This window comes from Sphingobacterium lactis (assembly GCF_051951495.1).
In the GTDB taxonomy this organism is placed as follows: Bacteria; Bacteroidota; Bacteroidia; order Sphingobacteriales; family Sphingobacteriaceae; genus Sphingobacterium; species Sphingobacterium lactis_A.
This window is the reverse complement of sequence record NZ_JBNHAS010000002.1, coordinates 393,065-409,593: the sequence shown is the minus strand read 5'-3', so window position 1 is coordinate 409,593 and position 16,529 is coordinate 393,065. Positions and strand designations below refer to the sequence as shown.

At 37.6% G+C, this 16,529-nt stretch carries 15 protein-coding genes and 1 riboswitch; of the genes, 13 read left to right on the top strand and 2 right to left on the bottom strand.

Translation table 11 applies throughout. The annotated features are described in order from the left end of the window. Positions 1-127: 127 nt before the first annotated feature. The 11 genes from ACP6L2_RS09420 to metE all read left to right on the top strand — a co-directional run bounded on the left by ACP6L2_RS09420 (position 128) and on the right by metE (position 13,215). Positions 128-1,498, top strand: a complete 1,371-nt coding sequence (locus tag ACP6L2_RS09420; protein WP_440508972.1) for a dipeptidase — start codon at positions 128-130, stop codon at positions 1,496-1,498. 141 nt (positions 1,499-1,639) lie between these two features. Beyond that, a complete protein-coding gene (locus ACP6L2_RS09415) occupies positions 1,640-2,383 on the top strand; it encodes a lysophospholipid acyltransferase family protein (RefSeq protein WP_440508971.1) in 744 nt (247 codons plus the stop codon). A 130-nt stretch (positions 2,384-2,513) separates the two neighbouring features. Then, complete coding sequence (locus ACP6L2_RS09410) at positions 2,514-2,735, top strand: DUF2795 domain-containing protein (protein ID WP_002996718.1); 222 nt, start codon at positions 2,514-2,516, stop codon at positions 2,733-2,735. A 91-nt stretch (positions 2,736-2,826) separates the two neighbouring features. Next, positions 2,827-3,291, top strand: a complete 465-nt coding sequence (locus tag ACP6L2_RS09405; RefSeq protein ID WP_440508970.1) for a hypothetical protein — start codon at positions 2,827-2,829, stop codon at positions 3,289-3,291. 209 nt (positions 3,292-3,500) lie between these two features. Further along, a complete protein-coding gene (trpD, locus tag ACP6L2_RS09400) occupies positions 3,501-4,490 on the top strand; it encodes an anthranilate phosphoribosyltransferase (RefSeq protein ID WP_440508969.1) in 990 nt (329 codons plus the stop codon). Next, positions 4,483-5,109, top strand: coding sequence for a phosphoribosylanthranilate isomerase (locus ACP6L2_RS09395; protein ID WP_440508968.1), 627 nt, complete (start codon positions 4,483-4,485; stop codon positions 5,107-5,109). Before trpD ends, ACP6L2_RS09395 begins: the two co-directional genes overlap by 8 nt. After that, a complete protein-coding gene (gene trpB, locus ACP6L2_RS09390; protein ID WP_440508967.1) occupies positions 5,102-6,286 on the top strand; it encodes a tryptophan synthase subunit beta in 1,185 nt (394 codons plus the stop codon). Before ACP6L2_RS09395 ends, trpB begins: the two co-directional genes overlap by 8 nt. 2 nt (positions 6,287-6,288) lie before the next feature. After that, positions 6,289-7,050, top strand: a complete 762-nt coding sequence (trpA, locus tag ACP6L2_RS09385) for a tryptophan synthase subunit alpha (protein ID WP_440508966.1) — start codon at positions 6,289-6,291, stop codon at positions 7,048-7,050. 341 nt (positions 7,051-7,391) lie between these two features. Then, positions 7,392-7,796 carry a hypothetical protein gene (locus ACP6L2_RS09380; protein ID WP_440508965.1) on the top strand — a complete coding sequence of 135 codons (405 nt, stop codon included), beginning with the start codon at positions 7,392-7,394 and terminating at the stop codon, positions 7,794-7,796. A 59-nt stretch (positions 7,797-7,855) separates the two neighbouring features. Continuing rightward, the gene (locus tag ACP6L2_RS09375) at positions 7,856-10,561 is read left to right on the top strand and encodes a TonB-dependent receptor domain-containing protein (RefSeq protein WP_440508964.1); all 2,706 of its coding nucleotides are present in this window, start codon (positions 7,856-7,858) and stop codon (positions 10,559-10,561) included. A gap of 172 nt (positions 10,562-10,733) precedes the next feature. Then, positions 10,734-10,833, top strand: a riboswitch (SAM riboswitch). Between the two features lie 72 nt (positions 10,834-10,905). Next, entirely contained in the window at positions 10,906-13,215 is a 2,310-nt protein-coding gene (gene metE, locus ACP6L2_RS09370) for a 5-methyltetrahydropteroyltriglutamate--homocysteine S-methyltransferase (RefSeq protein WP_440508963.1), read from the top strand. A 48-nt stretch (positions 13,216-13,263) separates the two neighbouring features. On the opposite strand, the gene ACP6L2_RS09365 is transcribed toward metE, so the two are convergent. Further along, on the bottom strand, positions 13,264-14,652 hold the full coding sequence (locus ACP6L2_RS09365; RefSeq protein WP_440508962.1) for an APC family permease: 1,389 nt from the start codon (positions 14,650-14,652) through the stop codon (positions 13,264-13,266). Between the two features lie 293 nt (positions 14,653-14,945). Then, entirely contained in the window at positions 14,946-15,377 is a 432-nt protein-coding gene (locus tag ACP6L2_RS09360; protein ID WP_440508961.1) for a hypothetical protein, read from the bottom strand. Between the two features lie 179 nt (positions 15,378-15,556). Here ACP6L2_RS09360 and ACP6L2_RS09355 point away from each other — a divergent pair, with 179 nt between their 5' ends. Both ACP6L2_RS09355 and ACP6L2_RS09350 read left to right on the top strand, forming a co-directional pair. After that, on the top strand, positions 15,557-15,733 hold the full coding sequence (locus ACP6L2_RS09355) for a hypothetical protein (protein ID WP_440508960.1): 177 nt from the start codon (positions 15,557-15,559) through the stop codon (positions 15,731-15,733). Positions 15,734-15,799: 66 nt separating this feature from the next. Then, positions 15,800-16,324, top strand: coding sequence for a DUF4833 domain-containing protein (locus tag ACP6L2_RS09350; protein ID WP_440508959.1), 525 nt, complete (start codon positions 15,800-15,802; stop codon positions 16,322-16,324). The last annotated feature ends 205 nt before the right edge of the window (positions 16,325-16,529 follow it).

The window sequence follows — 16,529 nt, the reverse complement described above, 5'->3', positions numbered from 1 at the left end:
AAAAATTAACAGCGATTGTAAAAAAACCTTAATTACCATTCATTATACACATTTGTCGCTGAAAGGGAGAAAATGTTACAGCCTGTGTAATATTTATTTTCACTACATTTGCAAAAACCCTTTTGAAATGCAAAAAATCAAAGACTATGTAGAAGCAAACAAAGACCGCTTCTTAGAAGAATTATTTGAATTATTGCGCTTTCCATCAGTTAGTGCTGATCCTCAATTTAAAGAAGGCGTATTAAATACGGCAGAATTTGTTGCCCAGAAACTTAAAGATGCTGGTGCTGATAATGTTGAAATCTGCCCTACTGCAGGATATCCAATCGTATATGGCGAGAAGATTTTCGACCCATCATTACCAACAGTATTAGTTTATGGCCACTACGATGTACAACCTGCTGATCCTATTGAACTTTGGGAAACTCCTCCATTTGAACCAACTGTACGTGATGGTAAAATCTATGCCCGTGGATCTGCTGACGACAAAGGTCAGTTCTATATGCACGTAAAGGCATTTGAGTATATGGTTAAAAACAACGAATTAGCTTGTAATATCAAATTCATGATCGAAGGTGAAGAAGAAGTTGGCTCTGCTAACTTAGGAATCTTCGTTGCAGCGAATAAAGAACGTTTAAAAGCTGATGTCATTGTTATTTCTGATACATCCATGATTAGTTTAGAAAACCCTTCTTTAGAAACTGGTCTTCGTGGATTATCTTATGTTGAAGTAGAGGTTACAGGTCCTAATCGTGATTTACACTCTGGTGTTTATGGTGGTGCTGTGGCTAACCCTGCAACAATTCTTGCTAAAATGATCGCTTCATTACACGATGAAAACAATCATATTACAATCCCTGGTTTCTATGACGATGTTATTGAATTAACAGAAGCAGAAAGAAAAGCTTTAAATGAAGCTCCTTTCGACATCGAGACTTATGAAGAAGATTTAGGTGTTAAAGAACTTTGGGGAGAAAAAGGATTCTCAACAATCGAGCGTACAGGAATTCGTCCTACTTTAGAGGTAAACGGTATCTGGGGAGGTTATATTGGCGAAGGTGCTAAGACGGTCCTTCCTTCTAAAGCATTTGCTAAAATCTCTATGCGTCTTGTTCCTAATCAGAACTCTGACCGTATTACCAAATTGTTTAAAGATCACTTCGAAGGAATTGCTCCTAAGTCGGTAAAAGTAGAGGTTAAACCGCATCATGGTGGTGAACCTGTAGTTACTCCTACGGATAGCATCGCTTACAAGGCTGCTGAGAAAGCTTTAGAAGAAACTTTCAACAAAAAACCTATCCCAACTCGTGGTGGTGGTTCTATTCCTATTGTAGCTTTATTCGAGAAAGAATTAGGTATTAAGACTGTTCTATTAGGCTTTGGTCTTGATAGCGACAACTTACACTCACCCAATGAGAAATATGGTATTGAAAACTACCTAAAAGGTATTGAAACAATTCCATTGTTCCATAAATATTACGCTGAGTTAAGCAAATAATAGACATTAAGCTCCCTGAAATTAGGGAGCTTTTTTATTTCCATTCTCTTTCTATTGACTGGTCAAGCTCAATTAGTTCTATTTGATTTTTGGAGGGCGTATGATTTTTTTCTACCTTCGGTGGAGATGTTACAATAGACCATGCTGCTAATCTTAAAGAAAATCCATAGACTGCTTTACTTTCTTTCCATTCTCTTTTTCTTTGTCATTAGCTTTCCTATTTTATATTTCTTAGCTAAGAATCCCGAAAAACATTATAAAAGCATCGTTTGGTTCCGCAAATGGATATCTCTTCTTGGAAGTTACTTCGTAGGCATTCGATATAAAGTGACCTATGAAGAGCCCATAGATTGGTCAAAAAATTACATTATCTGCCCAAACCATACTTCTATATTGGATATTACAGCATTAACCTACTTATGTCCAAGACCATTTTCTTTTATTGGTAAAGTGGAGTTATTAAAAAATCCTGTAACGCGTATATTTTTTAAAACGATTGATATCCCCGTGAAGCGTGAAAGTAAAATTTCGTCCTTTAAGGCATTTAAAAGGGCTACTGAGCTTCTAAAAGAAGGTAAGTCGTTAGTTATCTTTCCAGAAGGGAAGATAGATGACCATTACCCACCGACCTTACACAAGTTTAAACCTGGTGCTTTCCGTATGGCTATGGATAACAATACCCCAATCCTACCGGTGGTTATTCACAATGCCTCAGCCATATTATGGGATGATGGTGGACAGTTTGGATCTAGGCCTGGCTGTATCAAAATCACGGTACTTAAGCCAATTGAAACAGACCCCAATGTTTCAACTGCATACTCCTCCATCGAACAAGAAGTCTATGAAAAGATGAATAAAGTATGGCAAGAGGGTTCTATGTTATAAACAATTATTTATTTTATAGAACTGACAATCTGTTAGATACATCTGTTAACAAAGATTTAAAACCAAATAACTTGCATTAGTTAAATTAAATATTATTTTTGCGAAAAATGTATAACTTAATTAAAGAGATATGTATTGGACACTTGAATTAGCTTCGCATTTAGAAGACGCTCCTTGGCCAGCTACCAAAGATGAATTGATTGACTACGCTATCCGTTCTGGGGCACCTGTTGAAGTTATTGAAAATCTTCAGGCGTTGGAAGACGACGGTGAACCTTACGAAAACATCGAGGAGATCTGGCCGGATTATCCAACTAAGGATGATTTCTTTTTCAACGAAGACGAATATTAAATTCAATATAAGAGGCGCCTTTGAGTAAAAGGCGCTTTTTATTTAATCCTTTTCCTATTTTGCAGGTCTAACCAAGCATAATATGAGAAACATGAAAAAACCACTACTTTATATTTTCTTCCTTATTTGCCCCATCTTAAGCTTTGCTCAAGCAAAACCAATGGTGCAGAAAAGCCATGGTAATGGTTTAAACCTGGTTAAAAACTTCATTAAAGATCTCGCGAATGAAGATATCGCATTGGATGTAATCCTCAGCCAATATGTGCGTGTTACTGAGCCTTCGGATGAGCTATATGATTATTTAGAAGTAAGTCTAGAGGAAATTCGCATCAACCTAATGATGAAGAAGCTGGACCTCATACAATATAAATCCTATAAAGAGTTACCTCGAAAAGAAGTGAGGGACATTGATGTAGAAGATCTAAATACAGAAAACATGTATTTTCTTTACCATAAGGATCGTCTTTTGACCAGTATTTATACCGAAGAGGGCAAAATTGCTTCCTTTACCTTGGTATCCAAAGGAAATGAAATGGCGCATTTTGTGTGTTATTAATTAACAAAAAATCATTTTTTCAATAGATTTCTTGCAAATATCAAAACAATCGTAGATATTTGTTTCACTTACAATGAAAGCACAACAGTTCAATAACTTATTTTGGTGGCACAACAGCTAATGTTGTGGCAATCACCTATTGAATGAATTATTTGAACTCAAAAAATAGCGGGCTTGCCTTTTAGGCAAGCCTTTTTTTATGGAATTATATGAAAGAAATATTAGCACATTTATTTGAATACAAGTCTTTTAGCAGAAAAGAAGCTTACGATATCCTGACCAATATCGCTACAGGAAAATACGACACCCATCAGATAGCGGCCTTTATGACAATCTATGGAATGCGTAGCATCCGTGTAGAGGAATTAGGTGGATTTCGCGATGCCATGTATGATCTATGCCATAAATTAGACTTCAATGGTTATGATTTGATTGACATGTGTGGTACAGGTGGAGATGGCAAGAACACCTTCAATATTTCTACTCTTGCATCCTTTGTAGTGGCTGGTGCAGGCTATAAAGTTGCCAAACATGGTAATGTGGGTGTATCTTCAGGATGTGGATCGTCCAATGTTATGGAGTCCCTTGGCTATACCTTTAGTGCGGATAAGGATGTCCTGCAAAAACAGTTGGAAGAAGCAAATATCTGTTTTCTACACGCGCCTTTATTTCACCCTGCAATGAAAACAGTAGCCCCAATCCGTAGAGCCTTGGGTGTTAAGACATTTTTCAATATGTTAGGCCCATTAACCAATCCTGCAAATCCTAAATTCCAATCTGTGGGGGTATTCAGTTTAGAGCTTGCACGACTATACGCTTATCTCTACCAACAAACAGAAAAACAATACAGCATTATACATTCCTTAGATGGTTATGATGAAATTTCATTAACAGGGGATTTCAAAATCATCAACAATGCAGGAGAAAACTATTACACAGTAGAAGAGATTGGATTTAGTCCGGTAGCTGCAAAAGATCTTGCTGGAGGTGAACAAGTGGATGAATCAGCCAAAACCTTCAGAACTATTATCCAAGGTGAAGGAACCGATGTTCAAAACAATGTGGTATTGACCAATGCAGCTTTTGCCATCAAGACCTTCCATCCTGAAAAAAGCTTTGGTGATTGTTATTATGAAGCAGAAGAATCACTATTAAGTTTAAAGGCTGCTTCGAGCTTAAATAAATTGGTAAATGGCTAAGAAACTACTGGTAAAGGTTTGTGGCATGCGGGAGGATGAGAACATTCATCAACTCGCTCAATTAGCAATTGATTACATTGGACACATATTCTATCCAAAGTCTGCCCGATATATTGCTGAGGCCAAATTATTGAACAGCAATCCTTCTATCAAAAAGACTGGTGTATTTGTTAATGCATCCTTGGAGGAAATCAACCAAGCCATCGAATCTTATCAACTTCAAAGCATACAATTGCATGGTGATGAATCCGTGGATTTAATCCAACAGCTTAACCTACTCGATGTAGAAATTATCAAAGCCTTCGGGGTGAACAATGAATTTGAATGGAATACCGTAGCACCCTATTTAGATCACATCGATTACCTACTCTTCGACAGCAAAAGCTCGCAATATGGCGGTACTGGAGAACGATTTAACTGGGATAAATTAAAAGAATACCCTTATGATAAACCCTATTTCTTAAGTGGGGGCTTATCCTTAGAAAATATACAAGAAGCTGTAGAATTTGAAGACAGCCGATTAATTGGTTTGGACTTAAACTCTCGATTTGAGATCAGTCCAGGATTAAAAGACATAGAAAAAATAAAAACGGCATTGAAAATAATAAACCATGAGTAAATATCAAGTAAATAGCAAAGGATATTATGGTCCATTTGGGGGAGCTTATATTCCCGAAATGTTGTATCCGAATGTGGAAGAGCTACAAGAACAATACCTTAAAATCATGGAGGACCCATCCTTCAAAAAAGAATTTGAAGAATTACTGAGAGACTATGTTGGTCGTCCATCTCCATTATATCCTGCAAAACGATTGTCTGAACGCTATAAAACAAACATTTTCCTGAAACGTGAGGACCTAAACCATACCGGAGCACATAAGATTAACAATACCATTGGTCAGATCTTATTAGCTGAACGATTAGGGAAGAAGCGTATTATAGCGGAGACCGGAGCAGGACAGCATGGTGTTGCTACAGCTACTGTATGTGCGCTGAAGGGGCTAGAATGCGTGGTTTATATGGGCGAAATTGATATTCAAAGACAGGCGCCCAATGTGGCTCGTATGAAAATGATGGGTGCTACTGTTGTAGCTGCCAAATCAGGAAGTAAGACCTTAAAAGATGCTACCAATGAAGCTTTACGCGATTGGATTAACAATCCTGTGGATACACATTATATCATTGGTTCGGTGGTTGGACCACATCCGTATCCCGATATGGTAGCTCGTTTTCAATCCATTATTTCTGAAGAAACGAAGAAACAACTCTTGGAAAAAACAGGAAAAGAAAATCCAGATATCGTTATGGCATGTGTAGGTGGAGGATCCAATGCTGCAGGTATGTTTTATCATTTCTTGGATGAAGAAGATGTTCAGATCATTGCTGTGGAAGCAGCAGGACATGGTGTAGACAGTGGAGAATCAGCAGCTACGACTGTATTAGGACATGAAGGAGTGCTGCATGGTAGTCGTTCCATCCTCATGCAGACATCTGACGGACAGGTTATCGAGCCATATTCCATTTCTGCTGGACTGGATTATCCGGGTATTGGACCACAACATGCTTGGTTATTTAAATCAGGTCGTGGACAATATGTTTCCGCAACGGATGAAGAGGCAATGAATGCAGGTTTACTTCTCACCAAACTGGAAGGAATCATCCCTGCCATTGAGAGTTCACATGCATTAGCACATCTGGAAAAAATGACCTTCAAAGGTGATGAAACAGTGGTCATCTGTCTTTCAGGGCGTGGAGATAAGGATTTAGATAATTACATGAAATACTTTGGTTTTTAATCATGAAGCAGATAAATAAACAAGCAAACGGATTGCTATCGATATATTTTACAGCTGGATATCCCAGTTTAGAAAGCACAGTAGACATTGCTGAAGCATTGGAAAAGGCGGGGGCAGACTTCTTAGAAATAGGATTCCCATACTCTGATCCAGTAGCAGACGGACCTACTATTCAATTCAGTTCTGAAGGAGCTCTAAAGAACGGAATGACCTTACAAGTTCTTTTCGAACAGTTACAGGAACTACGCAAGCGAGTGAACATTCCGGTTTACCTAATGGGGTATTTTAACCCAGTACTACAATATGGTGTAGAAAACTTCTGCAAGAAATGTAAAGAGGTGGGCGTCAATGGAACTATTATTCCTGACCTTCCCATGTATGAGTATGAGGAATTGTATAAAAACATCTTCCAAGAAAATGGAATAAGCAATATCTTCTTGGTAACTCCTCAGACATCTGAAGAGAGGATACGCAAAATTGATAAGCTGTCTTCAAGTTTCATTTACTTATTATCATCCAATGCTACGACTGGTACCCAATTAAATATTCAAGATCAATCAGAACGTTATTTCCAACGCATTAAGGATATGGATTTAAACAACCCAGTCGTTATTGGCTTTGGAATTCATAATAAAGACACTTTTCAAAAAGCTACTACTTACGCACAAGGAGCAATTGTGGGAACAGCTTTTGTGAAATTATTAGCAGAAGAAAACTATTTAGACAAAATCCCAAGTTTTATCAAAGCTTTAAAAGGAGATTAAGAGGATCAACATAGGAGGCGTTTAAATGCGCAATAAAAAAATAAAGGGGGAAAAATTAATTTCCCCCTTTATTTTTAGTTTACTTTTCTTAAGATTTTGTTTGATAAGAATAGTACCAAGCCTGCTGCGCATGTTAAACCGACTAGGCCTGCATACAACAAGTTTGGATGTGCAGCTAAAGTTTCCATAAATTGTTAGGTTTATTACATTAAGTTATTCCGAATATAAATACAGAAGCCTTTAGAAACAAGAAAAATTAAAATTATTTTATCCACACTATTGCGAACTACAATTCTTATATTTGGAATTCTATGCGTAAAATAGTTGCCATAATACTTTTAATGATTTATTCTGTATGCAGTACAGGAGCAACTATTTATTTACACCATTGTGGAAAACACACTTCTTATTCCATCGATCAATATTCTAAAGTATCACATGACAACTGTCCAAATTGCTTAAAAGAACATGATAATAAGGAACATACAGAAGATAACTCTTGTTGTAAGGATGACCAATGTAAAGATCGACAAATCGACCTTAAATCGGATACCGAACAACTTCAAACAAAAACATCCTTACAGAATTTAATAAGCTTCTCCCCTGCTATAGTCCTTATCCCGTGGATTATGGAACAGTGGAAAGAAGCAATAGACGACAATAATCAATCTAATTTTCAACTTGCATCTATTCCGATACAAGATTTAGAACCCGTATACCTTCTGCATTGCAACCTAAGAATTTGATAAATAGTCCAACTCCATTGAATTAATTTATTTGGAAAAACTATTTATAAAATTTTTATATGAACACGATTAAAAGTATCATCATTGGTACCTTAGTATTATTGAGCAATTTTACATTCGCTCAATCCACGACAATAAAAGAAGAATTTGAAGTTGCAGGAAACTGCGGAATGTGTAAAAAACGCATTGAAAAAGCCGGTAAAGATGCTGGCGCAAGTAGTATTAATTGGGATGCAACAACCCATATTGTTAAAGTTACTTTCGACAGCAAGAAGACATCCCTAGAGAAAATCAAGAAATCCATGGCTGATGCGGGTCATGATACCAGGGAATTTCGTGCAACACAAGAAGCCTACGATAAGCTTCATGAATGCTGTTTATACCCACGTTGGGATGATAAAGGCAATGGAACTCATGCTAAAGAAGAGCATGACCATGATCACGACCACGATCACGACCATGAAGGTGAGGCACATGATCACGATGAACACGAAGGACACGATCATGGTGAAGCCAAAGCAGATGATAAAGGTGGACATGACCACGATCATGACCACGAAGTAACCGGAGTTGTTGTTAATGAAAATGAAAAAGGTGATTTAACCCCGATCACTGATGTGACCGTTTATTGGGCTGATGCACCAAATAAAAAAGTAAAAAGTAATGAAAACGGCGTGTTTAAAATTATGCACGTTAAGCCGTACCGATATTTAGTGGTTGCCCATGCGAGTATGACATCTGACACAGTGGAAGTGAAGAATCTTCACGACATTGTGGTTATCCAAGCAAAAAATAATGTATTACAAGAGGTTGTTATTTCCAGAAGACAAAAGACCAATTACATCAATAAACTAAGCCCTGTACGCGTAGAAACCATCACAGCCAAAGAGTTGTTCAAAGCAGCTTGTTGTGATCTGAGTGAGAGTTTCAGTACCAATGCTTCTGTGGATGTAGTAAGCTCGGATGCTGTTACAGGAGCTAAACAAATCCAAATGTTAGGGCTTAGTGGTATCTACACCCAATTAACCGTAGAGAATCTACCTGGTCCTCGTGGCTTTGCTTCTCCCCTAGGATTAAACAGCATTGCCGGAACATGGATTGAATCGATTAATATCAGTAAGGGCATTGGTTCTGTAGCCAATGGATTTGAAAACATGGCAGGACAAATCAACGTAGAGCTGAAAAAACCGCATAATACCGATAAGCTTTATTTTAATGCTTATGCCAATAACATGGGACGTACAGATGTCAATTTAAACTTGGCTACTCATATCAATGAAAAATGGTCTGTTGGTTTATTACTGCATGATAACTTCATGTATAATAAGAAAATGAACTTTAGTGACAATGGATTCAGGGATATGCCTGTCGGCAACTTGTTCTCCGGAGTAAATAGATGGCATTATGAAAATGGAAAAGGCATTATAGCACAATTCGGTGTAAAATACTTAAATGATGATCGCGTGGGTGGACAGATTGATTTCAATGAGAAAACCGATAAATTCACAACAAATCATTACGGTCTAGGATTCAAAAATGAACGCATTGAAGGATTTGGTAAATTAGGCTATGTATTCCCAACCAATAAACACCGTAGTATTGGTTTACAATTATCTGCTAGTCGATATAAACAAGACAGTTATTTTGGATTAACAGGCTATGACAATGAGCAACAGTCCATGTATGCCAACCTTCTTTTCCAAGACATTTTATCCAGTGTAGCCCATAAGTACAAAGTTGGAGCATCGATTCAATACGACAAATTCGATGAAGACTTAAGCCGTGTTAACAGTAGCAACAATTTTGCTTATCAATTTGGACGTAAGGAGTCTGTAGCTGGTGCATTCTTAGAATATACCTACAGCCCATCTGAAAAGTTTGATGCTGTTTTAGGTATCCGCCAAGACTATAATAACTTGTATGGATGGTTCACAACACCACGTGCGGTATTACGATACGAACCTATCTTAGGTACAACTTTCCGTATCAGTTCAGGACGTGGACAACGTACAGCAAATATCTTTGCTGAGAACCTAGGTATTTTTGCTTCAAGCCGCGAAATACGCAACTTAGATCAATTAGCTAATGGATCCAATGCTTATGGCTTAAAACCAGAAGTTTCTTGGAATACTGGATTAATGTTCGATCAGAGCTTCCAATTGTTTGGTCGTGAATCAGGTATTGCCATTGAATTATTCCACAACACCTTCCAAAATCAGGTAGTAGTGGATTTTGAAAACCCTGATCAAGTGGCATTCTATAACTTGGATGGAAAATCTTATTCCAACAGTTTACAAGCTGATTTTCGTTTTATGCCTGCTAACCACTTTGAGGTTCGCATGGCTTACCGCATGTTGGATGTGCAGACTGACTATGAATCTGGCAAATTACAAAAACCACTTACAGCAAAACACCGTGGATTCTTAAACTTGGCCTATAACCTTCATTCCGGATGGAGTTTTGACTATACGCTAAACATGGTTGGCAAGAAACGACTGCCAAATACCAGTACGAATCCAGCTCCTTACCAATTGGCAAATCAATCCGATGCCTATGTGACTATGAATGCACAGGTTAGTCGTACATTCGGAAAGAACAAAAACTTTGACATCTATATCGGAGGAGAAAACTTAACTAATTTTTACCAGAAGGATCCAATCTTAGCTTATGATGATCCATTTGGTTCTAACTTCGATACCAATATGCTTTGGGGTCCTATCGCAGGACGTATGTTTTATACCGGTATCCGTTACCATATAAAATAATTCCTAGCTAATCAGAAACCATTACCCTCAGCTTATTTATATGAGCTGAGGGTAATTTTTTTGAGGATGAGGGTATACATTTCGCTTAAAAGCTCCTTGAATAAGAATGTGTAGCAACCCAATAAAAAAATATTTTCTTGCTATTATAAAATCTAATACATAACTTAGCCACCGCTTATAGAGAAAGGCAGAGGGACTAGACCCAATGAAGCCTTAGCAACCTGTCACTGGACAAGGTGCTACATTCTACCCCCGAAAGGGAAAGATAAGCTGGCCATACTAGCCCTTAGTAGCCTTCTCTTAGCAAACAACTTTAGTGAAAAATTAATTAAGTAGAATACTTTATGTTATTAACGAACAATTTAGGTTACCCACGTGTGGGCGCATTCCGCGAATTGAAGAAAGCTAACGAAGCTTACTGGGCAAAAAAGATCAGCGCGGAAGAATTATTGCAAGCAGGACTGAAAATCCGTGAAGGCAACTGGAAGACTCAAAAGGACGCAGGTATTGACCTGATCCCTTCTAATGACTTCTCTTTTTATGATCAAGTCTTAGACCTTTCTCTTACTGTAGGTGCTATCCCAGCACGTTACAACTCTTTGTTAAACAAAATCGACCGTCAGTATAACTTAGATTTATACTTTGCTATGGCGCGTGGTTTCCAAGAAGGAGGAGTAGATGTAACGGCGATGGAGATGACCAAATGGTTCGACACCAACTACCACTATATCGTTCCTGAATTCGTGAAAGATCAAGCTTTCAAATTGACTTCAGAGAAATTCCTTAGCGAATACAATGAAGCTAAACAACAAGGAATTGAAACAAAACCGGTAATCTTAGGTCCTATTTCTTACTTATTATTAGGTAAAGAAAAAGAATCTGGCTTTAACCGTATCGACTTAATCGATAAATTACTTCCGGTTTACGAAGAAATCTTAGCAAAATTGGCTGATGCTGGCGCGCAATACGTTCAGATCGATGAGCCTTTCTTAGCTTTAGATATCGATGATGCAACCCGTGAGCTATACGGTAAAGTTTTTGAAAAACTTGCTGCAGCTGCTAAAGGCATCAAATTAATCGTTGCTACTTACTTCGAGGCATTACGCGATAACGAGGATACTGCATTAGCACTTCCTGTACATGCGCTTCACCTAGACTTAGTTCGTGGTGAAAACCAACTCGACTCTATATTAGCTAAAGTTCCTGCAAACCTAACCCTTTCTTTAGGTGTGGTTGAAGGCCGTAACATTTGGAAAAATGACTACGAGAAATCTTTAGGAAAAATCAAACAAGCTGTAGATAAATTAGGAAAAGACCGCGTATGGGTTGCTCCTTCTTCTTCTTTGCTTCACGTTCCTTTTGATTTAGACAATGAGCAAAACGAAGAGTCTCTTCCTGCGGAAGTGAAAAACTGGTTAGCATTTGCTAAACAAAAATTAGCTGAAGTAAAAGACTTAGCAGTATTAGCTGAAGGTGATATAGATGCAGAAACGCAAAAACGTTTTGAAGCAAACAAAGCTGCAAACGAAAGCCGTCGTACTTCTCCATTAATCCACAGACCAGAAGTTAAAACTCGTGTTAGCAATATCACTGATGATGATGCTACTCGTACTTCTAAATTCAATGACCGTAAAGCTGCGCAACAAGCGAAGTTCAACCTTCCTGCATTCGCAACAACTACTATCGGTTCATTCCCACAAACAAAAGACGTTCGTAAATGGAGAGCAGACTTGAAAAAAGGTTCTATCTCTCAAGAGCAATACGATAAAGAAATCGCTGAAGAAACAGAAAGAACTATCCGTCTACAAGAGCAATTGGATATCGATGTATTAGTACATGGTGAATTCGAGCGTAATGACATGGTGGAGTATTTCGGTGAGCAATTAGCGGGATATGCATTCACTCAAAACGGATGGGTACAATCGTACGGTTCTCGTTGTGTTAAACCTCCAATTATTTATGGTGATGTATTCCGTCCGGAAGACATGACTGTACGTTGGTCTGCTTATGCACAATCATTAACTAACCGCCCTGTAAAAGGTATGTTAACTGGTCCAGTAACGATCTTACAATGGTCTTTCGTACGTAACGACCAACCTCGTTCTACCACGACTTACCAAATCGCATTGGCTATCTTAGACGAAGTTCAAGCTTTAGAAAAAGCTGGTATCAAAATCATCCAGATTGATGAGCCTGCTATCCGTGAAGGTCTTCCTCTACGTAAAGCTGATCAACAAGATTACTTGGATTGGGCAGTACGTGCTTTCCGTGTTTCTTCTTCGAATGTTGATGATGATACGCAGATCCACACACACATGTGTTACTCAGAGTTCAACGATATCATTGAAGACATCGCAGCAATGGATGCAGACGTAATCACTATTGAGACTTCACGTTCTCAAATGGAATTATTAGACGCTTTCGCAGACTTTAAATATCCTAATGATATTGGTCCTGGTGTTTATGATATCCACTCACCACGTGTACCTAGTACTGATGAAATGGTGAACTTATTGCGTAAAGCTAAAGCAGTAGTTCCTTCCGAGCAACTATGGGTTAACCCTGACTGTGGTTTGAAAACTCGTGCTTGGCCTGAAACTAAAGCAGCCTTAGAATCAATGGTAGAAGCTGCCAAAATTCTAAGAGCAGAGTAATCGCAAAAGAAATAGTGATATAAAATATAATTTGTTGCCAGGCCGGACTTATGTTCGGCCTGACTTTTTTAATACGAGATAATAAATCGGCAAACCCAATAAAATCAAGATAAAGCCTGGCCATGTATATTGTGGCTTGAAAACAATCAATAAACCGCAGAATACAGCACCGATTACTAAGTATATGATCGCTGGTAATGGATATAAGAAAGTTTTATAGGGACGCTCCAATTCTGGATGCTTAAAACGCTGGTAAATCACCCCAACCACGGTAACCATATAAAATATGACGATGACAAAAGACACCATATCCAATAGGTTTCCATATTGACCACTCAAACATAATATAGATGCCCAGATCCCTTGAAACCATAATGAGCGACCCGGAACATCATGTTTGTTATTCGGAATGGCTTGCTTCAAGAATAACCCATCCTTCGCCATAGACTGAAACACCCTAGCGCCAGATAGCACAATACCATTCACACAGCCAAATGTGGACAACATCACCAATACTGCCATGATAATAGTACCAGTATGTCCCAACAACTTCTCAGCTGCAGCAATAGCAACGCGGTCATTGCTAGCAAAGGCTATTTCTTCCCTACTGAGTGCAGACAGGTAAACATAATTGCACAATAAATACAGAAGCATCACTAGACTCGTTCCTACCACCATGGAAACCACTACATTTCGCTTCGGATTCTCAATTTCTCCTGCTACGAATGTTACGTTCTCCCAAGCCACACTGGAAAAGATAGAGCCTACCATCGCAGCGGCTACACCACCCATCAAAACTCCCCCTGATATGCCCTTCCAACCAGAGCCATCTAAATTCTGGAAAGAATCCCATCCGTAACTAAGGTTCTCTAAAAAGAAATTGTTTTTGATTAACAGCAGTCCCCCTACAATCAGCAACACTAGTGCAATAATCTTAGAAGAGGTGAAGACCAGTTGCACCAATTTGCCACTTTGAACTCCTCGTGTATTGATGTAGGTCAGCAAAATAATTACCGCTATAGCAATTATCTGCATCCAGGTAATCATGAAAGTACCATTTTGATAGAGAGGAGGAGCATCACTTAAGCCGGGGATAACATAGGCGGCAAACTTACCAAAAGCTACCGCAACAGCAGCAATTGTTCCGGTTTGAATAACTGCAAAGAGGCTCCAACCATAGAGAAAACCCGTTAACTTTCCAAAGATTTCAGTGAGGTAGGTATATTGTCCTCCTGCTTTAGGGTACATAGAGGATAGTTCACCATAGCAGATTGCAGCAGCAATCGTAGCTATGGTCGTGATGAGCCACACGGCAATGAGCCAATAACCAGAGCCTAATTGTCGCATCATATCCGACGAAACAATAAATATCCCGCTCCCAATCATTGACCCCATCACAATCATGATGGCATCACGAAGGTTCAATTGTTTTTTCATACTTTAGGTTTTGCGGATATAAACGTACAAATAATCAGGCATCTAGAGAATAGTACAATAAAAATTTTTAACTATTTCTCCTTTACATTGTATTAAAACAAAAAATGCTCAACTAAGAAAAGTAAAAACGGATTAATATTCTCATTCATATCCGTCAAAAGGATAGTATAGCAACGTTAGGAACCTAAAAGAAATTAAATCCTTTTATATGCCACCAGAGACAACAAACCAAATAGGCAAAAATAACTTCTTCAATTAATATAATAAGGTTAAAGTGGCTAATACAGCCTCTATTAACTAAAAACCTTAACAGTATAACTAATCGCTTTAAGTATCGAAAGAATATAAACCGACAATACTAGAGCCAAATTATCTAGTTTCGTCGTCTTGAATTTTCGCTCAGTCTTTATTTGATCTACCTCATTTAGATACCAATTATAAAGTCGATTTTGTAATTTAAAAAGGAAAAAGGAAACCATAAAAAAGACTGCAAAAACAAATAGATAAGAAAGCAAATAGTTAATGATTAGAGATATAGTATGTGGCAGACCCAAATTTTCAAATTCAGGAACATATATCCTGTTATAGCCAATTACATTTGGATCGGATTCTCCCCAAAAACCAAATAAGACTAAACTTTTAATTGGTAATAAATACCCAAAAAAACCAATAAGATGAATAATAGAAAGAAGCATTCCTACTTTAATTAAAATTTGCTTTATCATATTTAACCTATTAGCATTCGAAAATTAAAACTGTGATAGATTTTTCACCCTCTAATCTCTTATCTATTCATTAGTTTTTTCGAATATAAACCTACAATTAATCAGGCATATAAAGAATAGTGGAATTAAAATTGTAAACTATTTCTATTATCTATTGTTTTAAAATAAAAAGCACAACTATGAAACGTATAAACGGATTTTTAATCGCATTTTTATTCACTTCCTTATTGAGCAGTTGTTCAGTAATTGAAGGTATCTTTAAAGCCGGAGTTTGGTCTGGTATTATTGTAGTCGTATTGGTCGTTGCCTTATTGGTCTGGATCATCACACGTTTTATGGGTGGCGGTCAGAAATAAATTTAACTAAATATAACGTATTCTTAACTTGATTACTTGTAAATTCATGGCAATTTAAGTTAGCACATGAAAGAATTCAGCTTCATCATTCTTATTGCCTTTAATTTGCTGTTTGTTCAAGCACAAGAGAACTATCCGTCACCAAGCAATAAAACGGATGTCTTATTTTATATTCAACATAATCAAGGAAAGAATACTTTCATATACGCCTTGAATAAAAATAATAAAGGAGAAATTGACTATAATAATCCAATTCAGGTCTATCGGCAATTATTTGACAAGAACGGTGAAGTCCGACCGTTAACAGGAATACAGAAGACTTTTGCCTATGGTATAAATGTTAAGAAACTATCCGGGGATAAATATGAGGCAAATATAGTTTCTATACCCGACCAAAAGCTTTACTTGCACTTACCAAAATCAGGTACACCCTTTGTTATTACAAAAGTAAATGGCCAATACATTCGTCTTGATCGAATTTTTATTAAAATAAAAGATGGTACTTCTGGTTTAAGCACAAAACTCGATTATATCCTCTATTACGGTCAAAGTAATGGCAAGAATCAAACTTTAAAACAAGAAATGCCTTAAAAATAGCCATTCAAATTACTTAACATTAATTTTCAAAGCCAGCGTTATTTTATTATATTGAGGTAAATCACTATCAACGCCTATGTACCTCGTCTTTGCCTTATGTTTTTTAACAATTGGAATTGTTTCCATCAGAAAAGAAAACAAAACCACCAAAACTATTGGTTATATTCTCTTTGTTGCTGCCATCCTAAATCTGATATTG